Annotated in this window: 17 protein-coding genes and 1 pseudogene; 8 read left to right on the plus strand and 10 right to left on the minus strand. The window is 61.5% G+C overall.

The genetic code is table 11. From position 1 onward, the window contains the following. From BLX42_RS00005 to BLX42_RS00030, 6 genes and pseudogenes are all read right to left on the minus strand, one after another. Positions 1-354: pseudogene (locus tag BLX42_RS00005) on the minus strand (porphobilinogen synthase); the annotation flags it as partial. Positions 355-480: 126 nt separating this feature from the next. Continuing rightward, positions 481-858 carry a response regulator gene (locus tag BLX42_RS00010; protein ID WP_012313999.1) on the minus strand — a complete coding sequence of 126 codons (378 nt, stop codon included), beginning with the start codon at positions 856-858 and terminating at the stop codon, positions 481-483. 47 nt (positions 859-905) lie between these two features. Beyond that, complete coding sequence (locus BLX42_RS00015; RefSeq protein WP_115275169.1) at positions 906-2132, minus strand: hybrid sensor histidine kinase/response regulator; 1227 nt, start codon at positions 2130-2132, stop codon at positions 906-908. Continuing rightward, entirely contained in the window at positions 2126-2701 is a 576-nt protein-coding gene (locus BLX42_RS00020) for a chemotaxis protein CheB (protein WP_119688753.1), read from the minus strand. The genes BLX42_RS00015 and BLX42_RS00020 overlap by 7 nt, the downstream gene beginning before the upstream one ends. Next, positions 2698-3519: a protein-glutamate O-methyltransferase CheR gene (locus BLX42_RS00025; RefSeq protein ID WP_046785602.1), complete on the minus strand. Its 822-nt coding sequence runs from the start codon at positions 3517-3519 to the stop codon at positions 2698-2700. Before BLX42_RS00025 ends, BLX42_RS00020 begins: the two co-directional genes overlap by 4 nt. Beyond that, positions 3516-6983 (minus strand): response regulator, encoded by a 3468-nt coding sequence (locus tag BLX42_RS00030; protein ID WP_161870879.1) that lies wholly within the window; start codon positions 6981-6983, stop codon positions 3516-3518. The genes BLX42_RS00025 and BLX42_RS00030 overlap by 4 nt, the downstream gene beginning before the upstream one ends. 249 nt (positions 6984-7232) lie before the next feature. Between BLX42_RS00030 and BLX42_RS00035 the strand changes: the two genes are divergently transcribed. Next, complete coding sequence (locus BLX42_RS00035; RefSeq protein ID WP_046785604.1) at positions 7233-7583, plus strand: response regulator; 351 nt, start codon at positions 7233-7235, stop codon at positions 7581-7583. 44 nt (positions 7584-7627) lie between these two features. Here BLX42_RS00035 and cobF read toward each other — a convergent pair whose 3' ends face one another. Continuing rightward, complete coding sequence (gene cobF / locus BLX42_RS00040; protein WP_161870880.1) at positions 7628-8383, minus strand: precorrin-6A synthase (deacetylating); 756 nt, start codon at positions 8381-8383, stop codon at positions 7628-7630. A gap of 65 nt (positions 8384-8448) precedes the next feature. Beyond that, positions 8449-9738: an OprD family porin gene (locus BLX42_RS00045; RefSeq protein ID WP_161870881.1), complete on the minus strand. Its 1290-nt coding sequence runs from the start codon at positions 9736-9738 to the stop codon at positions 8449-8451. 354 nt (positions 9739-10092) lie between these two features. Here BLX42_RS00045 and BLX42_RS00050 point away from each other — a divergent pair, with 354 nt between their 5' ends. The 3 genes from BLX42_RS00050 to BLX42_RS00060 all read left to right on the plus strand — a co-directional run bounded on the left by BLX42_RS00050 (position 10093) and on the right by BLX42_RS00060 (position 11556). Further along, a complete protein-coding gene (locus BLX42_RS00050; protein WP_046785606.1) occupies positions 10093-10452 on the plus strand; it encodes a histone-like nucleoid-structuring protein, MvaT/MvaU family in 360 nt (119 codons plus the stop codon). A 224-nt stretch (positions 10453-10676) separates the two neighbouring features. Continuing rightward, positions 10677-11204, plus strand: coding sequence for a lactoylglutathione lyase (gloA, locus tag BLX42_RS00055; protein WP_046785607.1), 528 nt, complete (start codon positions 10677-10679; stop codon positions 11202-11204). 109 nt (positions 11205-11313) lie between these two features. After that, entirely contained in the window at positions 11314-11556 is a 243-nt protein-coding gene (locus BLX42_RS00060) for a hypothetical protein (protein ID WP_039601125.1), read from the plus strand. Positions 11557-11614: 58 nt separating this feature from the next. On the opposite strand, the gene BLX42_RS00065 is transcribed toward BLX42_RS00060, so the two are convergent. Then, positions 11615-12436, minus strand: coding sequence for a shikimate 5-dehydrogenase (locus BLX42_RS00065; protein WP_046785608.1), 822 nt, complete (start codon positions 12434-12436; stop codon positions 11615-11617). 220 nt (positions 12437-12656) lie between these two features. On the opposite strand from BLX42_RS00065, the gene BLX42_RS00070 reads away from it, so the two are divergent. Further along, a complete protein-coding gene (locus BLX42_RS00070) occupies positions 12657-12839 on the plus strand; it encodes a hypothetical protein (protein ID WP_012313987.1) in 183 nt (60 codons plus the stop codon). 242 nt (positions 12840-13081) lie between these two features. Next, on the plus strand, positions 13082-14008 hold the full coding sequence (pbpG, locus tag BLX42_RS00075) for a D-alanyl-D-alanine endopeptidase (RefSeq protein ID WP_042111355.1): 927 nt from the start codon (positions 13082-13084) through the stop codon (positions 14006-14008). Positions 14009-14067: 59 nt separating this feature from the next. Here the strand turns inward: pbpG and BLX42_RS00080 are convergent, their stop codons facing one another. Beyond that, on the minus strand, positions 14068-14499 hold the full coding sequence (locus BLX42_RS00080) for a hypothetical protein (RefSeq protein ID WP_125922860.1): 432 nt from the start codon (positions 14497-14499) through the stop codon (positions 14068-14070). A 200-nt stretch (positions 14500-14699) separates the two neighbouring features. On the opposite strand from BLX42_RS00080, the gene BLX42_RS00085 reads away from it, so the two are divergent. Both BLX42_RS00085 and BLX42_RS00090 read left to right on the plus strand, forming a co-directional pair. Further along, the gene (locus BLX42_RS00085; protein ID WP_161870882.1) at positions 14700-16034 is read left to right on the plus strand and encodes a lysine N(6)-hydroxylase/L-ornithine N(5)-oxygenase family protein; all 1335 of its coding nucleotides are present in this window, start codon (positions 14700-14702) and stop codon (positions 16032-16034) included. Between the two features lie 169 nt (positions 16035-16203). Next, positions 16204-17370: PepSY domain-containing protein (locus BLX42_RS00090; RefSeq protein ID WP_161870883.1), on the plus strand; the 1167-nt coding region annotated here is incomplete at its 3' end.

Here is a 17370-nt window from a genome sequence, read left to right on the forward strand (position 1 = left end):
CATCACCACCATTTCCGGCACGCTGTCCTTGCAGATGCGTGCCATGCGCGCCACCAGGCCGTTCTCGTTCCAGGTATCGCTACCGGTGGCATCGAGGTTGTGCGAAACGCCGAAGGTCATCACCGACTTGATGCCGGCGCGGGCGTAGCGTTCGATTTCCTGGGCCAGCAGTTTCTCGGGGATGCGGTTGACCCCCGGCATGCTGCTGATCGGCACGAAGTCGTCGATGCCTTCCTCGACGAAGATCGGCAGGATCAGGTCTTCGAGGCGGAATTCCGTCTCCTGGAAAATCGTGCGCAGCGACTCGTTCTGGCGCAGGCGGCGGGGGCGAACGGAAGGGAAAAGATTGGACATGACAGCTCCAGGAAATATGGACGGCGTACACCATATGCCTGTTGAGCTTCAGTGAAAAGGCTCAATGACGAGATTGTGCCTTGCATCAGGGGCAATAGCCGGGGCGGTCAGCCCCGGTACACGGCCTCAGCGCAACAGGTCCTGGATCTGCTTGTGCAAGGTATCCAGGTCAAACGGTTTGGCCAGGATCGGCGCCTTGCGTGCGATGGGGCTGCCCGACTCAAGAATCTCCGCCGGGTAGCCGCTGATGAAGATCACCTTCAGGTCCGGTCGCAGTTTCACCGCAGGCTCGGCGATCTCGACGCCGGAAATGCCGCCGGGCAAGCGGAAGTCGGTGACCATCAGGTCCAGGTGCGGCTTGCTCGCCAGGATGGCGAACGCCTGTTCACCGTCCTCGGCCACCAGTACGTGATAGCCCTCGCCTGCCAGGTAGTCACGCAGGATCATCCGGATTGCCGGTTCATCCTCGACCACCAAAACCACATCTTGTGCATCTTCACTCATGACAACAACGCCTTGAAATTCATACAGTTGGCCATCGGACCCCAGGCTCAGGCAGAGGTTGCCCGCACCTGGTCGTTTTGTTCTGTCAGCCGCGTCAGCGGCAATTGCAGGCAGAAGGTGGCGCCCTTGCCTTCCTCGCTCTGCACCTGGATCTGCCCACCATGGGCCTGGACGATCTGCTCCGAGATATACAGCCCCAAACCCAACCCGGCGCTGGCCTGCTGGGTGGCCACGCGCTCGAACTGCTGGAAGATCCGTTGCTGATTCACGCCACTGATGCCGATGCCGTGATCCTGCACTTGCACGCAGGCCATGCCCGCCTGCTCGAATACCCGAACCTCGACCGGCTGGCGTTCGCCATAACGCAAGGCATTGGACAACAGGTTGGCCAGTACTTGTTCAATCCGGAATTCGTCCCACTCCCCCTGCAGGCCATCGCAGCGCTGCAGATCGATATGCGTGCCCAGCGCGGTGGCCTGGGCGGTGAAGTTTTCTACCAGGCCACGCACCAGCTGGCCGAGGTCGAACAGCTTTGGCCGCAGCGACAGCTTGCCGGTGCGGATGCGCGACACATCGAGCATGTCTTCGATCAGACGGATCAGGCTATTGATCTGCCGTTCGTCGCGCTCGACCATGGCCTGCAGCTTGTCGGCGCTGAACGCCTCCAGGCTGCCGCGGGCCAAGTGCATCTTGCGCAGCTGGGTCTCGAGGATAAGGCCATTGAGCGGCGTGCGCACCTCGTGCGCTACGATCGACATGAAGTCGTCGCGCATGCGTACCGCATGCTCCAGCTCACTGCGCGCCACCTGCAACTGCGTCAGCAGCAGCTCCTGCTCCTGGCGGCTGCGCTCAAGGGCCTGCAACTGCCTGTCGAGCACTTTGCGCTGGCGGTAAAGGTCGACAAACACCGTGACCTTGTTTTTCACCGCCAGGGTATCTAGCGGCTTGTACAGGAAGTCCACCGCGCCGCTTTCGTAGCCCTTGAAGGCGTAATTCATCTCGCGCCCGGCAGCGGTGACGAAGACGATCGGGATATTGCGAGTCTTTTCCGTGCCGCGCATCAGTTCGGCCAGTTCAAAGCCGTTCATGCCCGGCATCTGCACGTCGAGAATGGCCAGGGCAAACTCGTGCTCCAGCAGCAACGACAAGGCGGCTTCCGCAGACTGGGCCTGGTGCACCTCACGGTCTTGGCCCTGAATCAGGGCGTCCAGGGCCAGGAGGTTTTCCGGCAGATCGTCGACGATCAGCAGTTTGGCGGTGATGTGGCTTAGCATGCGCTGGATTCCAGGTTGGCGAGCAATTGCCCGATGCCGCTCAAAGAAAGAATAAGGTCGGGCTGGTGGAGCGCCAATGCGGCCTCCGGCATCAGCGCCACCTGGGCGTCGCGGGGGTCCTGGACCACGGTCCGGCCGCCGCTGTTCTTGATGTAGGCAAGGCCTTTGGCACCGTCCTCGTTGGCGCCTGTGAGCAATACACCCAGCAGGCCCGCGCCATAGGCATCGGCAGCCGAGATGAACAGGAAGTCAATGGCCGGGCGCGAGAAATGCACCGGCTCCTCCTGGCTCAGCGACAGGCTCAAATCCTGCTCGACCGACAGGTGATAACCAGGCGTCGCCACGTAGATCTGGCCAGGGGCGATGACCTCTTTGTCCCGAGCCTCACGTACCGGCCTGTGCAGGCGCCGCTGCAGCACTTCGGCCAGATGGCTGTGGCGGTCATCGGGCAGGTGCAGCACGCACAGCACAGGCGTCACGAATGCCGGCGGCAGGCCGCCGAGCACCTGAAACAGCGCCTGCACGCCGCCCGCCGAGGCACCGATCACCACCGCGCTCACGCCCTTCATGATTTCCGGAAGATCCGTTCGGGCTTGACCAGCGGCTCGAAGCGGTCGCTGTAAGCGGAGAAATCCACCGATTCCTTGCTGCCCAGCACCAGAAAGCCACGGTGACACAAGGACTCATGGAACAGCCCCAGGGCGCGGTCCTGCAGGTCCTTGTTGAAGTAGATCAGCACATTGCGGCAGGACACCAGCTGGGTTTCGGAAAACACGCTGTCGGTGGCCAGGCTGTGGTCGGCGAAGGTCACGTTGTCGCGCAGGCTGCTGTCCATGATGGCGTTACCGTAGGCGCTGGTGTAGTACTCGGCAAAATCGCGCCGCCCGCCGGCCAGGCGGTAGTTTTCTTCGTACTCGCGCATGCTCTGCATCGAGTAGATGCCCTGCTTGGCCCTGTCCAGGGAACGCGGGTTGATATCGGTGGCATACAGGATGGTGCGCTCGAGCAGCCCCTCCTCGCGCAGCAGGATGGCCATCGAGTACACCTCCTCGCCGGTGCTGCAGCCGGCGATCCAGATCTTGATCGACGGCCAGGTGCGCAACAGCGGCACCACTTCGTTGCGCAGGGCAAGGAAGTGACTAGGGTCGCGGAACATCTCGCTGACCGGGATCGTCAGGAACTGCAGCAACTGCATGAACATGCCCGGGTCGTGCAGCACCCGCTCCTGCAGGGCCGACACCGTCAGGCAATCGAACTGGCGCAGGGCATGGAGGATCCGGCGCTTGATCGAAGCGCCGGAGTAGTTGCGAAAATCGTAGCTGTACTTGAGGTAGATCGCCTCGATCAGCAGCCTGATCTCGATGTCGGTGTTGCGCTCGCTAATCAAATTCGCTCCAGTTGCGGCAGCCACACACGGATCAACGAGAACAGGCGGTCCAGGTCGATCGGTTTGGCCAGGTAATCATTGGCGCCAGCCTGCAGGCAGCGCTGCTGGTCATCCTTCATCGCCTTGGCGGTCACGGCGATGATCGGCAACTTGCGCCAGCGCGGCTGCTGGCGGATCAGGCGGGTAGCCTCGAAGCCGTCCATTTCCGGCATCATCACATCCATCAGCACCAGGTCGATATCGTCATGCTGCTCCAGGCGTTCGATGGCCTCACGCCCGTTGCGGCCGATCTCGACGATGGCGCCCTTGTGCTCCAGGGCACTGGTGAGGGCGAAGATGTTACGCACATCGTCGTCCACCAGCAGCACCTTGCGGCCTTCGAACACCTTGTCACGGCTGCGCGCGGTCTTGAGCATGCGCTGGCGTTCATGGGACAGCTGCGATTCGACTTTGTGCAGGAACAACGTCACTTCGTCGAGCAACCGCTCTGGCGAGCGGGCCCCCTTGATGATGATCGAGCGCGAATACTTGAGCAGCTCGGCTTCTTCTTCGCGGGTGAGGTTGCGCCCGGTATAGACGATCACCGGTGGGAAGGAGCGGATATCTTCTGCCGTCATGCGCTTGAGCAGCTCATTACCGAGCATGTCGGGCAGCTTGAGGTCGATGATCATACAGTCGTAGATGTTCTCGCGCAGCAACGCCAGGGCGTCCTGGGCCAGGGCCACGGCGGTGATCTCGATATCGTCGTCGCCGATCAGGCGGGCGATGCTCTCACGCTGCAGGTCGTCATCCTCCACCAGCAGGATGTGCTTGAGCTTCTGTGTCAGCTTGGCTTCCAGGCGAGCGAACACTTCTTTGAGCTCTTCGCGGCTGGTCGGTTTGACCGCGTAACCCACCGCCCCCATGTGCATGGCCGCCTCGACGCGGTCTTCCACCGATATGATGTGCACCGGGATATGCCGGGTGGCGGCCAGCTCCTTCAGGCGCTGCAACACGGTGAGGCCGGAGTGGTCGGGCAAGCGCATGTCCAGCAGGATCGCATCGGGAATGTACTGGGCTGCCAGCGCGAAGCCCTCGTCGGCGGCCTGGGCCACCAGGCAGCTGTAGCCCAGTTCGTGAGCCAGGTCGAAGAGGATACGGGCGAAGTTCGGCTCGTCCTCGATCACCAGGATGCAGCGGTTGCCGAACGGGGCGTGCTCGCGGTCATCGGTGAAGGTCGGTGCCGGCAGTTTCGGCGCCACTGCCGTAGCCACCTTGGGCTCTGGCGGCAGCGTGTCGACCGCAGGGCGCAGGCTGTGGGCCTCGACTTCCTCGGCCTCGGCTTCGTAACGTTCCGGCATGGTCAGGCTGAACACACTGCCCTGGCCTGGGTTGCTGTCGACACTGATCTGCCCACCCAGCAAATGCGCCAGGTCGCGGGAGATCGACAGGCCCAGCCCGGTGCCGCCGTATCGGCGGTTGCTGCTGCCATCGACTTGGTGGAAGGCGCCGAAGATCGCCTGCTGCTGGTCGGCGGCAATACCGATGCCGGAGTCGCGCACGGCGAAGACAATGCCGGTGCCTGCCTGGTGGCTGATGGTCAGGCTGACCTGGCCGTGGTCGGTGAACTTGATCGCATTGGACAGCAGGTTCTTGAGTATCTGCTCCAGGCGCTGGCGGTCGGTGAACAGTGTCACCGGTACATGCGGTTCGACCTTGACCTCGAACGCCAGGCCCTTGTGCTCGGCCAGCGGCAGGAACATGCCGCGCAAGCCTTCGACCAAGCGCTCCAGCTGAGTGGTCTCGGGGCGCACTTCAAGCTTGCCGGCCTCGACTTTGGCGATGTCGAGAATGTCGTTGATCAGGTTGAGCAGGTCATTGCCGGCCGAATAGATGGACTCGGCGAACTTGACCTGTTCGGCGCTGAGGTTGCCCTCGCCGTTCTCCGCCAGCAGCTTGGCCAGGATCAGCGAGCTGTTGAGCGGCGTGCGCAGCTCGTGGGACATGTTGGCGAGGAACTCGGACTTGTACTTGCTCGAACGCTGCAGCTCATCGGCGCGGGCCTGCAACTCTTGCTGGGCCTGCATCAACTCGTCGTTCTTGCGGTCCAGGGCATCGGTGCGCTCGGACAGTTGCTCGTTGGTCTGCTCAAGCTCGGCCTGCTGGGTCTCCAGGTGGGCCTGGGACTCCTTGAGCACACGGGACTGCTCTTCAAGCTCCTCGTTGGCAGTCTTGAGTTCTTCCTGCTGCACCTGCAGCTCTTCGTTGAGCTGCTGAGTCTCGGCCAGCACTTCCTGGAGGCGCTGGCGGTAGCGGGCGCTTTCGATGGACATGCCAAGGTTGCCGCCAACCCGCTCCATCAGCTCATCGTCCCGCTCCTGCAGCGGGCGCAGGAAGCCCAGCTCGATCACGCCGTTGATCTGGCCATCGTCGATGGCCGGCATCAGCAAGGCACTGCGCGGCAAGCCGCTACCCAGGCCGGAGCTGAGGCGGTAGTAGTCTTCGGGCAGGTCATCCAGGCGCAGCAGGCGGCCTTCGCGCACTGCCTGCGACAGCAGGCCATCGTGGGCGGCCAGCACCTGTTCGCGGCCCTGTTCCTCGGCATCCAGGCCATAGCTGGCCACGCGCACCAGGCGCCCATGGCCGTCGCGCACGTAGACCGCACCGACCACACTGCCCAGGTAGCTGGCGAAGAAGCGCAGGATGTTTTCGCCAAGCATCGGCAGGGTCAGCTGCCCCAGCACCTGTTCGGCCAGCTGGGTTTGACCGTTGCGCAGCCAGGCCTGGTGCTCCAGGCGCTCGGCCGAGCGCTGCTGGGCCTTGAGGTTGTCATCGTAGCTGGTCGACAGCGCCATCAGGTCGCGGCGGCCCAGGTAAGCCAACAAGGCGCTCAGGCCAACGATCAACAGCACGAACGCTGTAATGGCGGTGATAGTAACGTTGCTGACCTTCTCGTTGCGGGCCATGCGCAGCTGCTGTTCAGTGCCGATCAGGTCGTCGAATTCCTTGCGGATCTCGTCGGTGATGCGCTTGCCGCGGCCGTTGATGACCGACTGTCGGTAATCCCCGCCATCGCGGCGCTGGTTGATCATCTCGCCGCCAAACTCATTCCAGGCATGCTGCAGGGCGATCAGGCGGTCGATGCGGTCGACCTGCTGAGGGTTGTCCTCGACCATGCCGCGCAGGCTGTTGAGGCTACCCTGAATTTTCGGTTTGGCGACCTCGTAAGGGTCCAGGAAGCGCTCGTCACCGGTGATCAGAAACCCGCGCATGCCGGTTTCCATGTCGATCGACAGCTTGACCGCTTCGTTGGCATTGCCGATCACCCGATCGGTGTGCTCCACCCACTGCATGGCCGACAACAGGTAGTTGATCACCGCGACGAAAGCCACGGCACCAAGCAGGCCCACCCCCAGGGGCAAGCCAATGTTGCGGCTCAACAGCTTGCGGAAGCTTTGCTGGTCCATCGAGGCTGCTTGAATCATTTGAAAACGCCCGAGCGAAAAAGTCCATTGAACGGTGTGGCGGATAAAGCCTGTTCTTGTATGCCGCCGCGCTCACCGGTTAACAGCGAGTCTAACCAGCTTTGCTGGCCGCGACAGGGCATTTAGCCAGTATTTGAAGGTTACCTTCAGCAATCGTTCCATCCAATCACAACGATCGGTATCCTCACGGAACTTCTGACGCTGGCCAGCGCACAGAATAAAGACATTCTTCTGGTACAGGATCACACAATGCACCTCTTGGTAGTCGAAGATGACGACATCGTCCGTATGTTGATGGTCGATGTGCTCGACGAACTGGGCTATGAGACCCTCGAGGCGGACTGCGCCAGTGCCGCGCTTAAGATCCTTCAAGACCCAGGCAAGGCGCTGGCCCTGCTGATGACCGATGTAGGCCTGCCGGACATGCGCGGCGAAGAACTGGCGAAACAGGCCCGCGCCATTCGGCCAGCGCTGCCTGTGCTGTTTGCCAGCGGCTACGCCGAAAGCCTCGATGTGCCCGACGGGATGCACATGATTGGCAAGCCGTTCAGCATCGAGCAGTTGCGCGATAAAGTAGTGGGGATTTTGGGTACGCCGTGACATCGGTGGCGCCTCTTCGCGGTTTTACCCGTGAAGAGGCCGGCTCAAGTCCATGACTCGCGCCGCAGCAGGTAGGTATCCATGATCCACCCCTTGCGCGCCCTCGCCTCCTCGCGCACCTGCAGAATCCGCCCCTTCACCGCCTGCAAAGGCCCGGCGATCAGCACTTCGTCCTCCGTTCCCAGGTAAGCCCCCCAGTAGATGAGCAGCCCAGGGTCGTCGACCTGGGCAAATGCGCATTGCCCGTCGAGCATCACCACCACGTTGTCAATCTGCCCCTGTTGCGCCAGGCGCCGCCCCGGTAAAACCACCAATGGCTCGCCTATACGGTTCAGCGGCACCTGATGCCGCGCCGCTAGCGCCTGCACACTGCTGATGCCTGGGATGACCTGCAGGCGCAGTGCCACACCACGCTCGCGAACCAACTGCAGAATGCGCAGGGTGCTGTCATACAAGCCAGGCTCGCCCCAAAGCAAAAAGGCGCCGATATCCTCACTGCACATTTCATCGGTTATCAGCCGGGCATACAGCGCCGCGCGCTGGCGATGCCAGTCCTGGACCGCAGCCACATAGTCGGCAGCGTCAACATCGCGTTGCGGGTCCGCCACCTGTACCAGGCGGTAGCCGCCCTGCGGCCTGTAGCGTTCAACAATGGCCTTGCGCAGGCTAACCAGCTCGACTTTGTCCGACCCCTTGTCCAGTACGAAGAAGACGGTGGCGCGACGCAACGCCTCGACAGCCTCGTAGGTCACCTGGCGCGGGTCGCCCGGGCCGATACCAATCAACAACAGGTCTCTCATGGCTTCGCCCTGCACAAAAACCAGCAGCCATTGTCGGCCGACCGCCGGTGTTTGGCAAAGCGCACTCAGAAGATCGAGAAGTTGTAGCTGACGATGACCCGTGTTTCGTCCATGTCACGCGCCCACTTTTCGTAGTTGCTGCGGTAGGTAGAATTGCGCAGGCGCACGCTGACATCTTTGAAGGTACCGCTCTGTACCTGGTACTTGAGCTCGGTGTCGCGCTCCCACTCCTTGCCTTGGGCGTCACTACCCGGGACCTTGATGTGGTCGCCATTGATATAGCGGGTGAAGAACGTCAGGCCCGGCACGCCCAGGGCCTTGAAGTCGTAGTCGTAACGCAACTGCCATGAGCGCTCCTGCGCGGCGGCGAAGTCGTTGACCTGCGCATAGTTGACCAGGTACGGGTTGCTGCCATCGAGGTAAGGCATGGCGTTTTCGCCATACATGCGCTGCCAGCCTGCGCTGACCTTATGGCCGCCCAGGCTGTAGCCGAGCATGGCGCTGAAGGCGCGATGATCGATTTGGCCTGCTCGGGCGCTACCGATGTCATCGCTCTTGATCAGCCGCAGGTCGGCCGACAGGCTGCCCAGCGCAAGCGGCTGGCTGGCCACCAGGCCAAGAAAGTGCTGACGGTAGATGTTTTCCAGCCTGGCCACTTGGTATTGAGCACTGAACCGGTCATTGAACCGGTAATCCAGCCCTGCCAGGTCGAAGTGGTCGGCTTGGGTATCGCAGGCATAGCGCTTGTTCTTGCAATGCACGCGAATGTCCTGGCGGTCGGTGGAATCACGGGCGGTGTACTTGTTCAGGCGGGCCAGCGTGAACTTCAGGTCGCGCACTTCTTCTGAAGTGAGCATGGCGCCGTGGAACAGGGTGGGCAACAGGCGACCGTCGTTGTATTTCAACAACGGTACATCCGGCATCATCGAGCCGTATTTGAGCACGGTATTGGACACCTTGGCCTTGGCAGCCAGGCCCATCTTCGCGTATTGGTCGGCAGCGCGCCTGGGGTCATGGCCGGAAGAAGGCAACAAACCGCTGTTACTGTCCGCCGGGCTGGAGTCCAGCTTGATACCGAACATGCCCAAAGCATCCACACCAACGCCTACCGGGCCTTGGGTATAACCCGATTGCACATTGAGAATGAAGCCTTGTGCCCACTCTTCGCGCTTGGACGCACCTTGGCTGGAAGTGCTGTGGCCGTCACGAAAGTCCCGGTTGAAATAAACAGTGCGTGCTTCGACCTTGGCACGGCTGTCTTCAAGAAAACCGGCGGCCTGGGCGTGCGTGCCGGCACACATCAGCAACAGGCCGGCAACTCGGCGCCCGGGGGCGAGAGGAAAAGAGGCAAACATGCGAGGGAACATCCAGAGAAAGACAGAAACAATGCACGGCGAACGCACGCGGCGCAGACAAGACGCGGCCGAACAATGCTCGGCCATCATCAGAAATGATCGCGAAAAGGCTCTGGCGCGCACCATTGGACCATGGTCTAGATGCGCCGGGCCGACGGCCTGTACCCACCGGAATTATGCGCCCGGAAAACTTGTAAAGTTCCCGTCTTATTTGGAAAAGTTTGCGGTTTACCCAATTGTCACAAGTGTCTACACTCGTCATCAGCGAACAGTTTAACCCACCCGCGTGGCCGGCGTTATTTCTCTTCAATGTTCGTCACGCCCCGCCACAGATGACGTACAGGAGTGATTACAGTGTCCAGACTTGCAGAGTTTCGTGCTGCCGAAAAAGCGCTCCAGGAACAGATGGCTCAACTGGAGGCGCTGAAAAAGGATACCGGCCTAAAACGTGAAATCGAATTCGAGCAGAAACTAGTCGGCCTGATGAAAAGCTATGACAAAAGTCTGCGCGATATCATCGCCATCCTCGACCCCAAGGCCGTCACCCGGGGCGCAACCAATGCGCCAAAGCAACAACGCCGCCCACGCGTGGTGAAAGTGTATGAAAACCCGCACACCGGCGAGCTGATCGAGACCAAAGGTGGTAACCATCGCGGGCTGAAGGCGTGGAAAGAACAGTACGGGGCCGGCACGGTGGAAAGTTGGCTGCGCTGATGAAACGTCAACGCTTGCTTCACACTTTTTTCACAAGGGCTGGCTCAATATCGAGACAGCTAAAGGACTAGCGACCCCATCACGCGCCCGCACACGCGGGCCTCTAATTCCAGCGCCCTGCACTCGTGCAGGGCGCTTTCATTTGCGCAATCGGTTCACTGCCGTATCATGGCCCTCCTGTCTGTTCCGCTGGCCCCGGTGCCAGCCTCGTCTCTGGAGTACCCATGAGCCTGCACGATCTGCAAAACCTGCCTGGCGTCACCGCGCAGCCCGACGCCGCCACTGCCCAATTCGTCTTCAACCACACCATGCTGCGGGTCAAGGACATCGAGAAGTCGCTGGACTTCTACACCCGTGTGCTGGGCTTTCGCCTGGTCGACAAGCGCGACTTCCCGGAAGCGGAATTCAGCCTGTACTTCCTGGCCCTGGTAGACCCGGCGCAGATTCCAGCCGACGACGCCGAGCGCCATCAGTGGATGAAATCGATCCCCGGCGTGCTTGAGCTGACCCACAACCACGGTACAGAGAACGACCCCGCGTTCGCCTATCACAACGGCAACACCGACCCACGTGGTTTCGGCCACATCTGCATTTCGGTGCCGGACGTGCGTGTTGCCTGCGCCCGCTTCGAAGAGCTGAACGTGCCGTTCCAGAAACGCCTGGCAGACGGGCGCATGAACCATCTGGCCTTCGTCAAGGACCCGGACGGTTACTGGGTCGAAGTGATTCAGCCCTCTGAGCTCAAGGGCTGATCCGAAAGTGTGAGCTTCGTCGGCTCGCGCTCGTCAGGCCGGGAACTCCCGGCCCCTCGCTGTGGTATATGGAAGTAACAGCTTCACTAGCCACAGCGAGGTAAGGACGATGCAATCTCTTCACTGTGAATACCGCGACCACACCATCACCGCCAGCGTGATGCCTCACCCCGACTCCCCTCTGCCCTATTCTGCGGGCTGCCTGATCACCGATCCGCAAGGCCATACCAGCAAGCGTTTATCCATGCCGATGAAGTTCTTCTCTGACCTTGAGAACGCTCAGCATGTGTCGCTGGCCCATGGCCGGGCCCTGGTGGACGAGCAGCTGGACAAGGGGCACAAGGCGTTCTGATCTTGCGCACAGACGGCCTTCTCGCCGGGTTGCCCGCGAGGAGGCCGCAGAAGAGGATCTAGACGTCCCGGGCGTACGCCACTGCAGCCTCGACCTGCTCTCGGGCAGGTCGCACGCCGGTATACAGCACGAACTGCTCCAGTGCCTGCAACGCGATCACCTCCAGGCCGGTAATCACCGGCTTGCCAAGCGCCTGCGCCCGCTGGATCAAGGGCGTCTGCGCCGGCATCGCCACCACATCGAAGACCCGCTGCGCCGCAGCAATGGCGTTCTCGCTGAACGCCAGCTCATGGGCCTCCTGCCCGCCCGCCATGCCGATCGGCGTCACGTTCACCAGCATCGGCGGGCACCGGTCACCCAGCTCAGCGACCCAGCGATAGCCACAAACGTCGGCCAGCTGCCGCCCCGCCTGCTCGTTGCGGGCGACGATGATGCCCTCCTTGAACCCGGCATCGCGCAGCGCACTGGCCACCGCCTTGGCCATGCCACCACTGCCGCGCAGGGCAAAGGCTGTAGACGGGTCGACACGATGCTGTTCTAGCAACTGCCGTACTGCCAGGTAGTCGGTGTTGTAGGCTTTCAGATGACCAGCCGTGTTGACCACGGTGTTGACCGACTCGATGGCTGCCGCTGACGGGTCAACCTCATCGACCAAGGCCATGCAGGCCTCCTTGTACGGCATGGAAACACCACAGCCGCGGATGCCCAGCGCGCGGATACCCGCCACAGCGGCCGGCAAGTCATCGGTGCTCATCGCCTTGTAGTAGTAATCCAGGCCCAACTGGCGGTACAGGTGGTTATGAAAGCGAACGCCAAAGTGACCTGGCCGGCCGGCCAGGGAAATGCACAGCACAGTGTCCCTGCTGGGAGTTGCCGTCATGACCTGCTCCTTGTTCGTAACTGAAACGTTTGTTCAGCGTAACAGACCCGCCCGTTCATCGTCCCTTACACAACCTTTACCGTTTCCCTGCGCTCAGCTGACAGTGGCAAGAGCCATAGTAGTGAACAGTTGATAAAGCTGATGAGCACTATTGAGCGAGTCGATTTCAAACCGAGCTGGCCACTGCGTAAGGTAGCGGCATGTTTTACAGGAGGTCCACATGGCCACTATCCAGATCATGTCCGTCGTCGGCAGCGCCGTCCCCTCTACTCTGCGTGAGCAGGGCCTGCTGGCATGCTGGTACCTGGTGCGTAACGGTGAAGCGGTGAGCGGACCGTTGGCCACCCGTGCATCAGCCCAGGCCCTTGCTGATCGACTGAAGGACGATTGCCTGCTCGCTTGAAACGAATGTGTTGTGCGTTGCTCTTTGCCCTGTTCTGGCCCGCCTTTTGGCGGGTCTTTTTTTGCCGGCGCGAAACCGACGAACGGAGGCAGAATAACCGTTACAGCATGAAGGTTTTTTCATTTCGACCGGGTGGCTCCACGAGCATTCGACAGCCGCTGAGCCATACTCCAGAATGCGAGCGGTTTTTGGGGGAAACCCTTGCACAGCCAACGACATACCAACTTTTAGTGAGCCTGAACGTGAAAACATCCCTGTCCATCCTCAGCCTGCTGCTGTTGCTCACAGGTACCGCGACCCTACCGTCGACCGCTGCTGCACAACCCCCAGCCCAGATTCAACGCGACCCTTCAAAGCTGCATCTGGCTTCCGGCAGCGCCCTGCTGATCGACCTCAATACCAACAAGGAACTGTATTCGAGCCACGCCGACCGCGTGGTACCGATTGCCTCGGTGACCAAACTGATGACCGCGATGGTGGTGCTGGACGCCAAGCTGCCCATGGATGAGATGCTCACCATGACCATCGCCAACAACCCGGACATGAAAGGGGTGTACTCGCGCGTGCGCCTGGGCAGCCAACTCAACCGCCGCGAAACCCTGCTCATTACCCTGATGTCGTCGGAAAACCGCGCCGCCACTTCCCTGGCCAACCACTATCCAGGGGGCTACCCGGCTTTCATCAAGGCAATGAACGCCAAAGCCCGCAGCCTGGGCATGGCGCACACCCGCTATGTCGAGCCGACCGGCCTGTCGACGCAGAACGTCTCCAGCGCCCGCGACCTGGCCAAGCTACTGATGGCGTCGCGCAAATACCCGATGCTCAGCGAGCTGTCGACTACCCGCGAAAAAACCGTGGCCTTCCGCAAACCCAACTACACACTGGGCTTTCGCAATACCGACCACCTGGTCAACAAGAGCAACTGGGACATCAAGCTGACCAAGACCGGCTTCACCAATGAGGCCGGGCATTGCCTGGTGCTGCTGACGCGCATGGACAACCGCCCGGTGGCCATGGTGATCCTCGATGCGTTCGGCAAGTACACCCACTTTGCCGATGCAAGCCGCATGCGCCAGTGGCTGGAGACCGGCACAGCCAAGCCGGCACCGGCAGTGGCGATGCAGTACAAGTCGGACCGGCAGAACAAGAGCCGCCTGGCCGCAGAGTAACGCCTCAAGGGGCTGGCCCGTCTGCGGCGTTATCCGCAGGCGGGCCGGTTCACACAGGCTCAGGCCTGAGTGCTGACGACCGTACCCGCAGTGCTGCCACCCGTCTCCTGCAACGCTTCGAGCAGTTGCGACGTGGCGGTCATGATCTGGCCATTGAGCGTGGTAATGCTCGCCTGCCTGGCACTCACGGCAGCGGTCTTGGCTGTCTCTTCCATTTTCTGCGCCATCAGGTTGGCCAACTGCTTCTGCTCTTCGGCCAACTGCTTTTGCAGCTGCTTGATCATCTCGCGCAATTGCTTGATGTGCGCAGGCTCCGAGCTCTCATCGCTTTGCTGCGCACCTTGCGCACCGCCGCCACCCTGAGCCTTGGGCGTTTCTGCCGACGCGGCCGACGCTCCACTTTTCTGTGCGTCTTCGCTTTTTACCGTTTCATTGCTGCCGGCGGCCTGCGCCGAAACGTTGTTGATGGTGATTGCCGCGATACCTGCCATGTTCCGGTCCCTGCCTTGAAATAGGTCCTTGCGTTGACCTGCCTATCGGCCACGCGGCGCACTTCTTTAGCCCGGCTGCACAAGCCGTGCGCAATGCCCCCAGTAAATTCCCCGGTACATGGCTCGTTCCAACCAATGTACTCACGCAGGCGCCGGAGCCCCGGCGGGCGCACACATTCGACCATTATGGGATCGCAGCCATGAGCCAGTCTTCAAACCCGGAAACCATCAAGGATCTGATCGGCGTGGGCTTTGGCCCTTCCAACCTGGCCTTGGCCATCGCCCTGGAGGAACTCGCCCACACCCAAGGCCGCGCCCTCGACGCGCTGTTCATCGACAAGCAGAAGCAATACCGCTGGCATGGTGAAACGCTGGCGACCCAGAGCGAGCTGCAGATATCCTTCCTCAAGGATCTGGTCTCGCTGCGCAACCCCACCAGCCCCTACAGTTTCGTCAACTACTTGCACCAAAAGCAGCGCCTGGCCGATTTCATCAACCTGGGCACCTTCTACCCCTGCCGCCTGGAGTACAACGATTACCTGCGCTGGGCCGCCGAACATTTCGCCAATCAAGCCGTCTATGGCGAGCAAGTGCTGCGCATCGAGCCGGAAGTGAAGGCTGGCCGTGTCGAGTATTTGCGCCTGGTCTCTCAAGATGCGCAGGGCCGTGAATACACCCGGCGTACCCGTTCGGTCGTGGTCGGCACGGGCGGTACGCCGAAAATCCCGGAAAAATTCGGCGCCTTCAAGGACGACCCGCGCGTCTTCCACCACTCCCAGTACCTGAGCAGCCTGCAAAAGTTGCCATGCACCGAGGGCAAACCGATGCGCATCGCGGTAATCGGCTCTGGCCAGAGCGCCGCAGAAGCATTCATCGACCTCAATGACAGCTACCCGTCGGTCAAGGTCGACATGATACTGCGCGGTTCAGCGCTCAAGCCTGCGGACGACAGCCCGTTCGTCAACGAGATCTTCTCGCCGGACTACACCGACCTGGTCTACAACGAGCCGGCCGAGCAGCGCGCCAAGCTGCTGGGTGAATACCACAACACCAACTACTCAGTGGTCGACCTGGACCTGATCGAGCGCATCTACGGCATCCTCTACCGCCAGAAGGTTTCGCATCAGGTGCGCCACAACGTGCTGTGCCGTCGCCAGGTGGAAGCGGTTGTCGCCACCCGCGACGGCATCGAACTCACCCTGCGCGACCTGGCCACCGACCAGCATCAGACCCACCGTTATGATGCTGTCATCCTGGCCACCGGCTACGAGCGCCGCTCGCATCGCGACCTGCTGGCACCGCTGGCCGGTTACCTCGAGGATTTCAACGTCGACCGCAACTACCGGGTACTGTCCAGCCCGGACCTCGAAGCGTCGGTTTACTTGCAAGGTTTCTGCGAGGGCAGCCATGGCCTGAGCGACACCCTGCTGTCGGTACTGCCGTCCCGTGCCGCCGAAATCGGCCAGGCGCTGTACCAGGACCTCGCCCGCCGACACGGCAAAGCGCAACCGCCGGTCGCCCTCACCAGCGCCTGACCCTCTGCGGCCTTCAAGCCGACACGGCGCCCCGCGCCCTGTCGGCTTTTGCATTTCTGAAACATTTGCTTGCATTTAAATAGGCAGGATTTCCATTCTCATTCGTCTTTATAGATGCAGCCCCTGTGGTTGGGCATATGCTCGACCCTCATTTTCAGAAGACCGACCGATGGCCAAATCAACCAAAAAATCCAAGTCCAAGCTGTGGTTCCTGGTCCACAGCTGGCTCGCCCTGCCGATCTGGTTCTTCGTGCTGATCGTCTGCTTCACCGGCATGCTTGCCGTGGTCAGCCAGGAAATCGTCTGGCTGGCCAACGCCGATGTGCGCGCCAACAAGCCCGACGACAGCGCCGAACGCCTGAGTTTCCAGCAAGTGCTCGACGCCCTGCACAAGGCCGAACCGGATATGGTGGTGCGCACACTGAGGCAGCCGGACGGTTCGCACTTTGCGCTCAACGCCGGGGTTACCCTGCCCGACGGCAGCAGCCCGACGCTGTACGTCAACCCCTACACCGGGGCCATCCAGGGCAAGGTCCCGGACTTCAACTTCGAAGCGTTCACCCGTGCCCTGCACGGCTGGTGGCTGGTGCCCTTCACCAACGGTTTCAGTTGGGGCTGGTACCTGGTCTCGCTGCTGGGCCTGCCGATGCTCGCTTCGCTGGTGACTGGCCTGGTGGTGTACAAGAAGTTCTGGAAAGGCTTCTTCAAGCCCATTCGCACCGGCCACGGCTCGCGCATTTTCTGGGGCGACCTGCATCGCCTGGCCGGGGTCTGGTCGATCTGGTTCATCGCGGTCATTGCCATCACCGGCACCTGGTTCCTGATCCAGGCGATCCTGTTCGATAACCACATCACGATCTCCAGCCAACCGATCACACCTGTGATCGCCCGGGAAGATGTACCGCAAACCGCCGATGGCAGCCCTGCCCCGCGCATCGACCTGGACGAAGCGGCGCGCATCGCCGGCCTGGCCATTCCTGGCCTTGAAATCAACGCCATCTCGCTGCCCGCCACGGCCTACAGCCACATCACCCTGAACGGCCCGGGCTGGTACCCGCTGATGTTCCAGAGTGCCAACATCAACCCCTATACGCGCAACGTCGACAGCCAGTTCCTGATCAGCGACCGCTCCGCCCTGGAGTTCGTCACCGAATCCATGCGCCCACTGCACACCGGCGACTTTGGCGGCCTGCCGGTCAAACTGATCTGGTTCTTCTTCGGCCTGGTCCTGACGCTGATGGTGTTCAGCGGCCTGCTGATCTGGACCAAACGTACCGCCCAGGCGACCGCCGCCGCCCTCAAGCGCAGCGAGCGTGCACCCCGTGCACCCCGTGCC

The sequence above is a fragment of the Pseudomonas sp. SG-MS2 genome, assembly GCF_009933855.1.
Lineage (GTDB): Bacteria > Pseudomonadota > Gammaproteobacteria > Pseudomonadales > Pseudomonadaceae > Aquipseudomonas > Aquipseudomonas putida_E.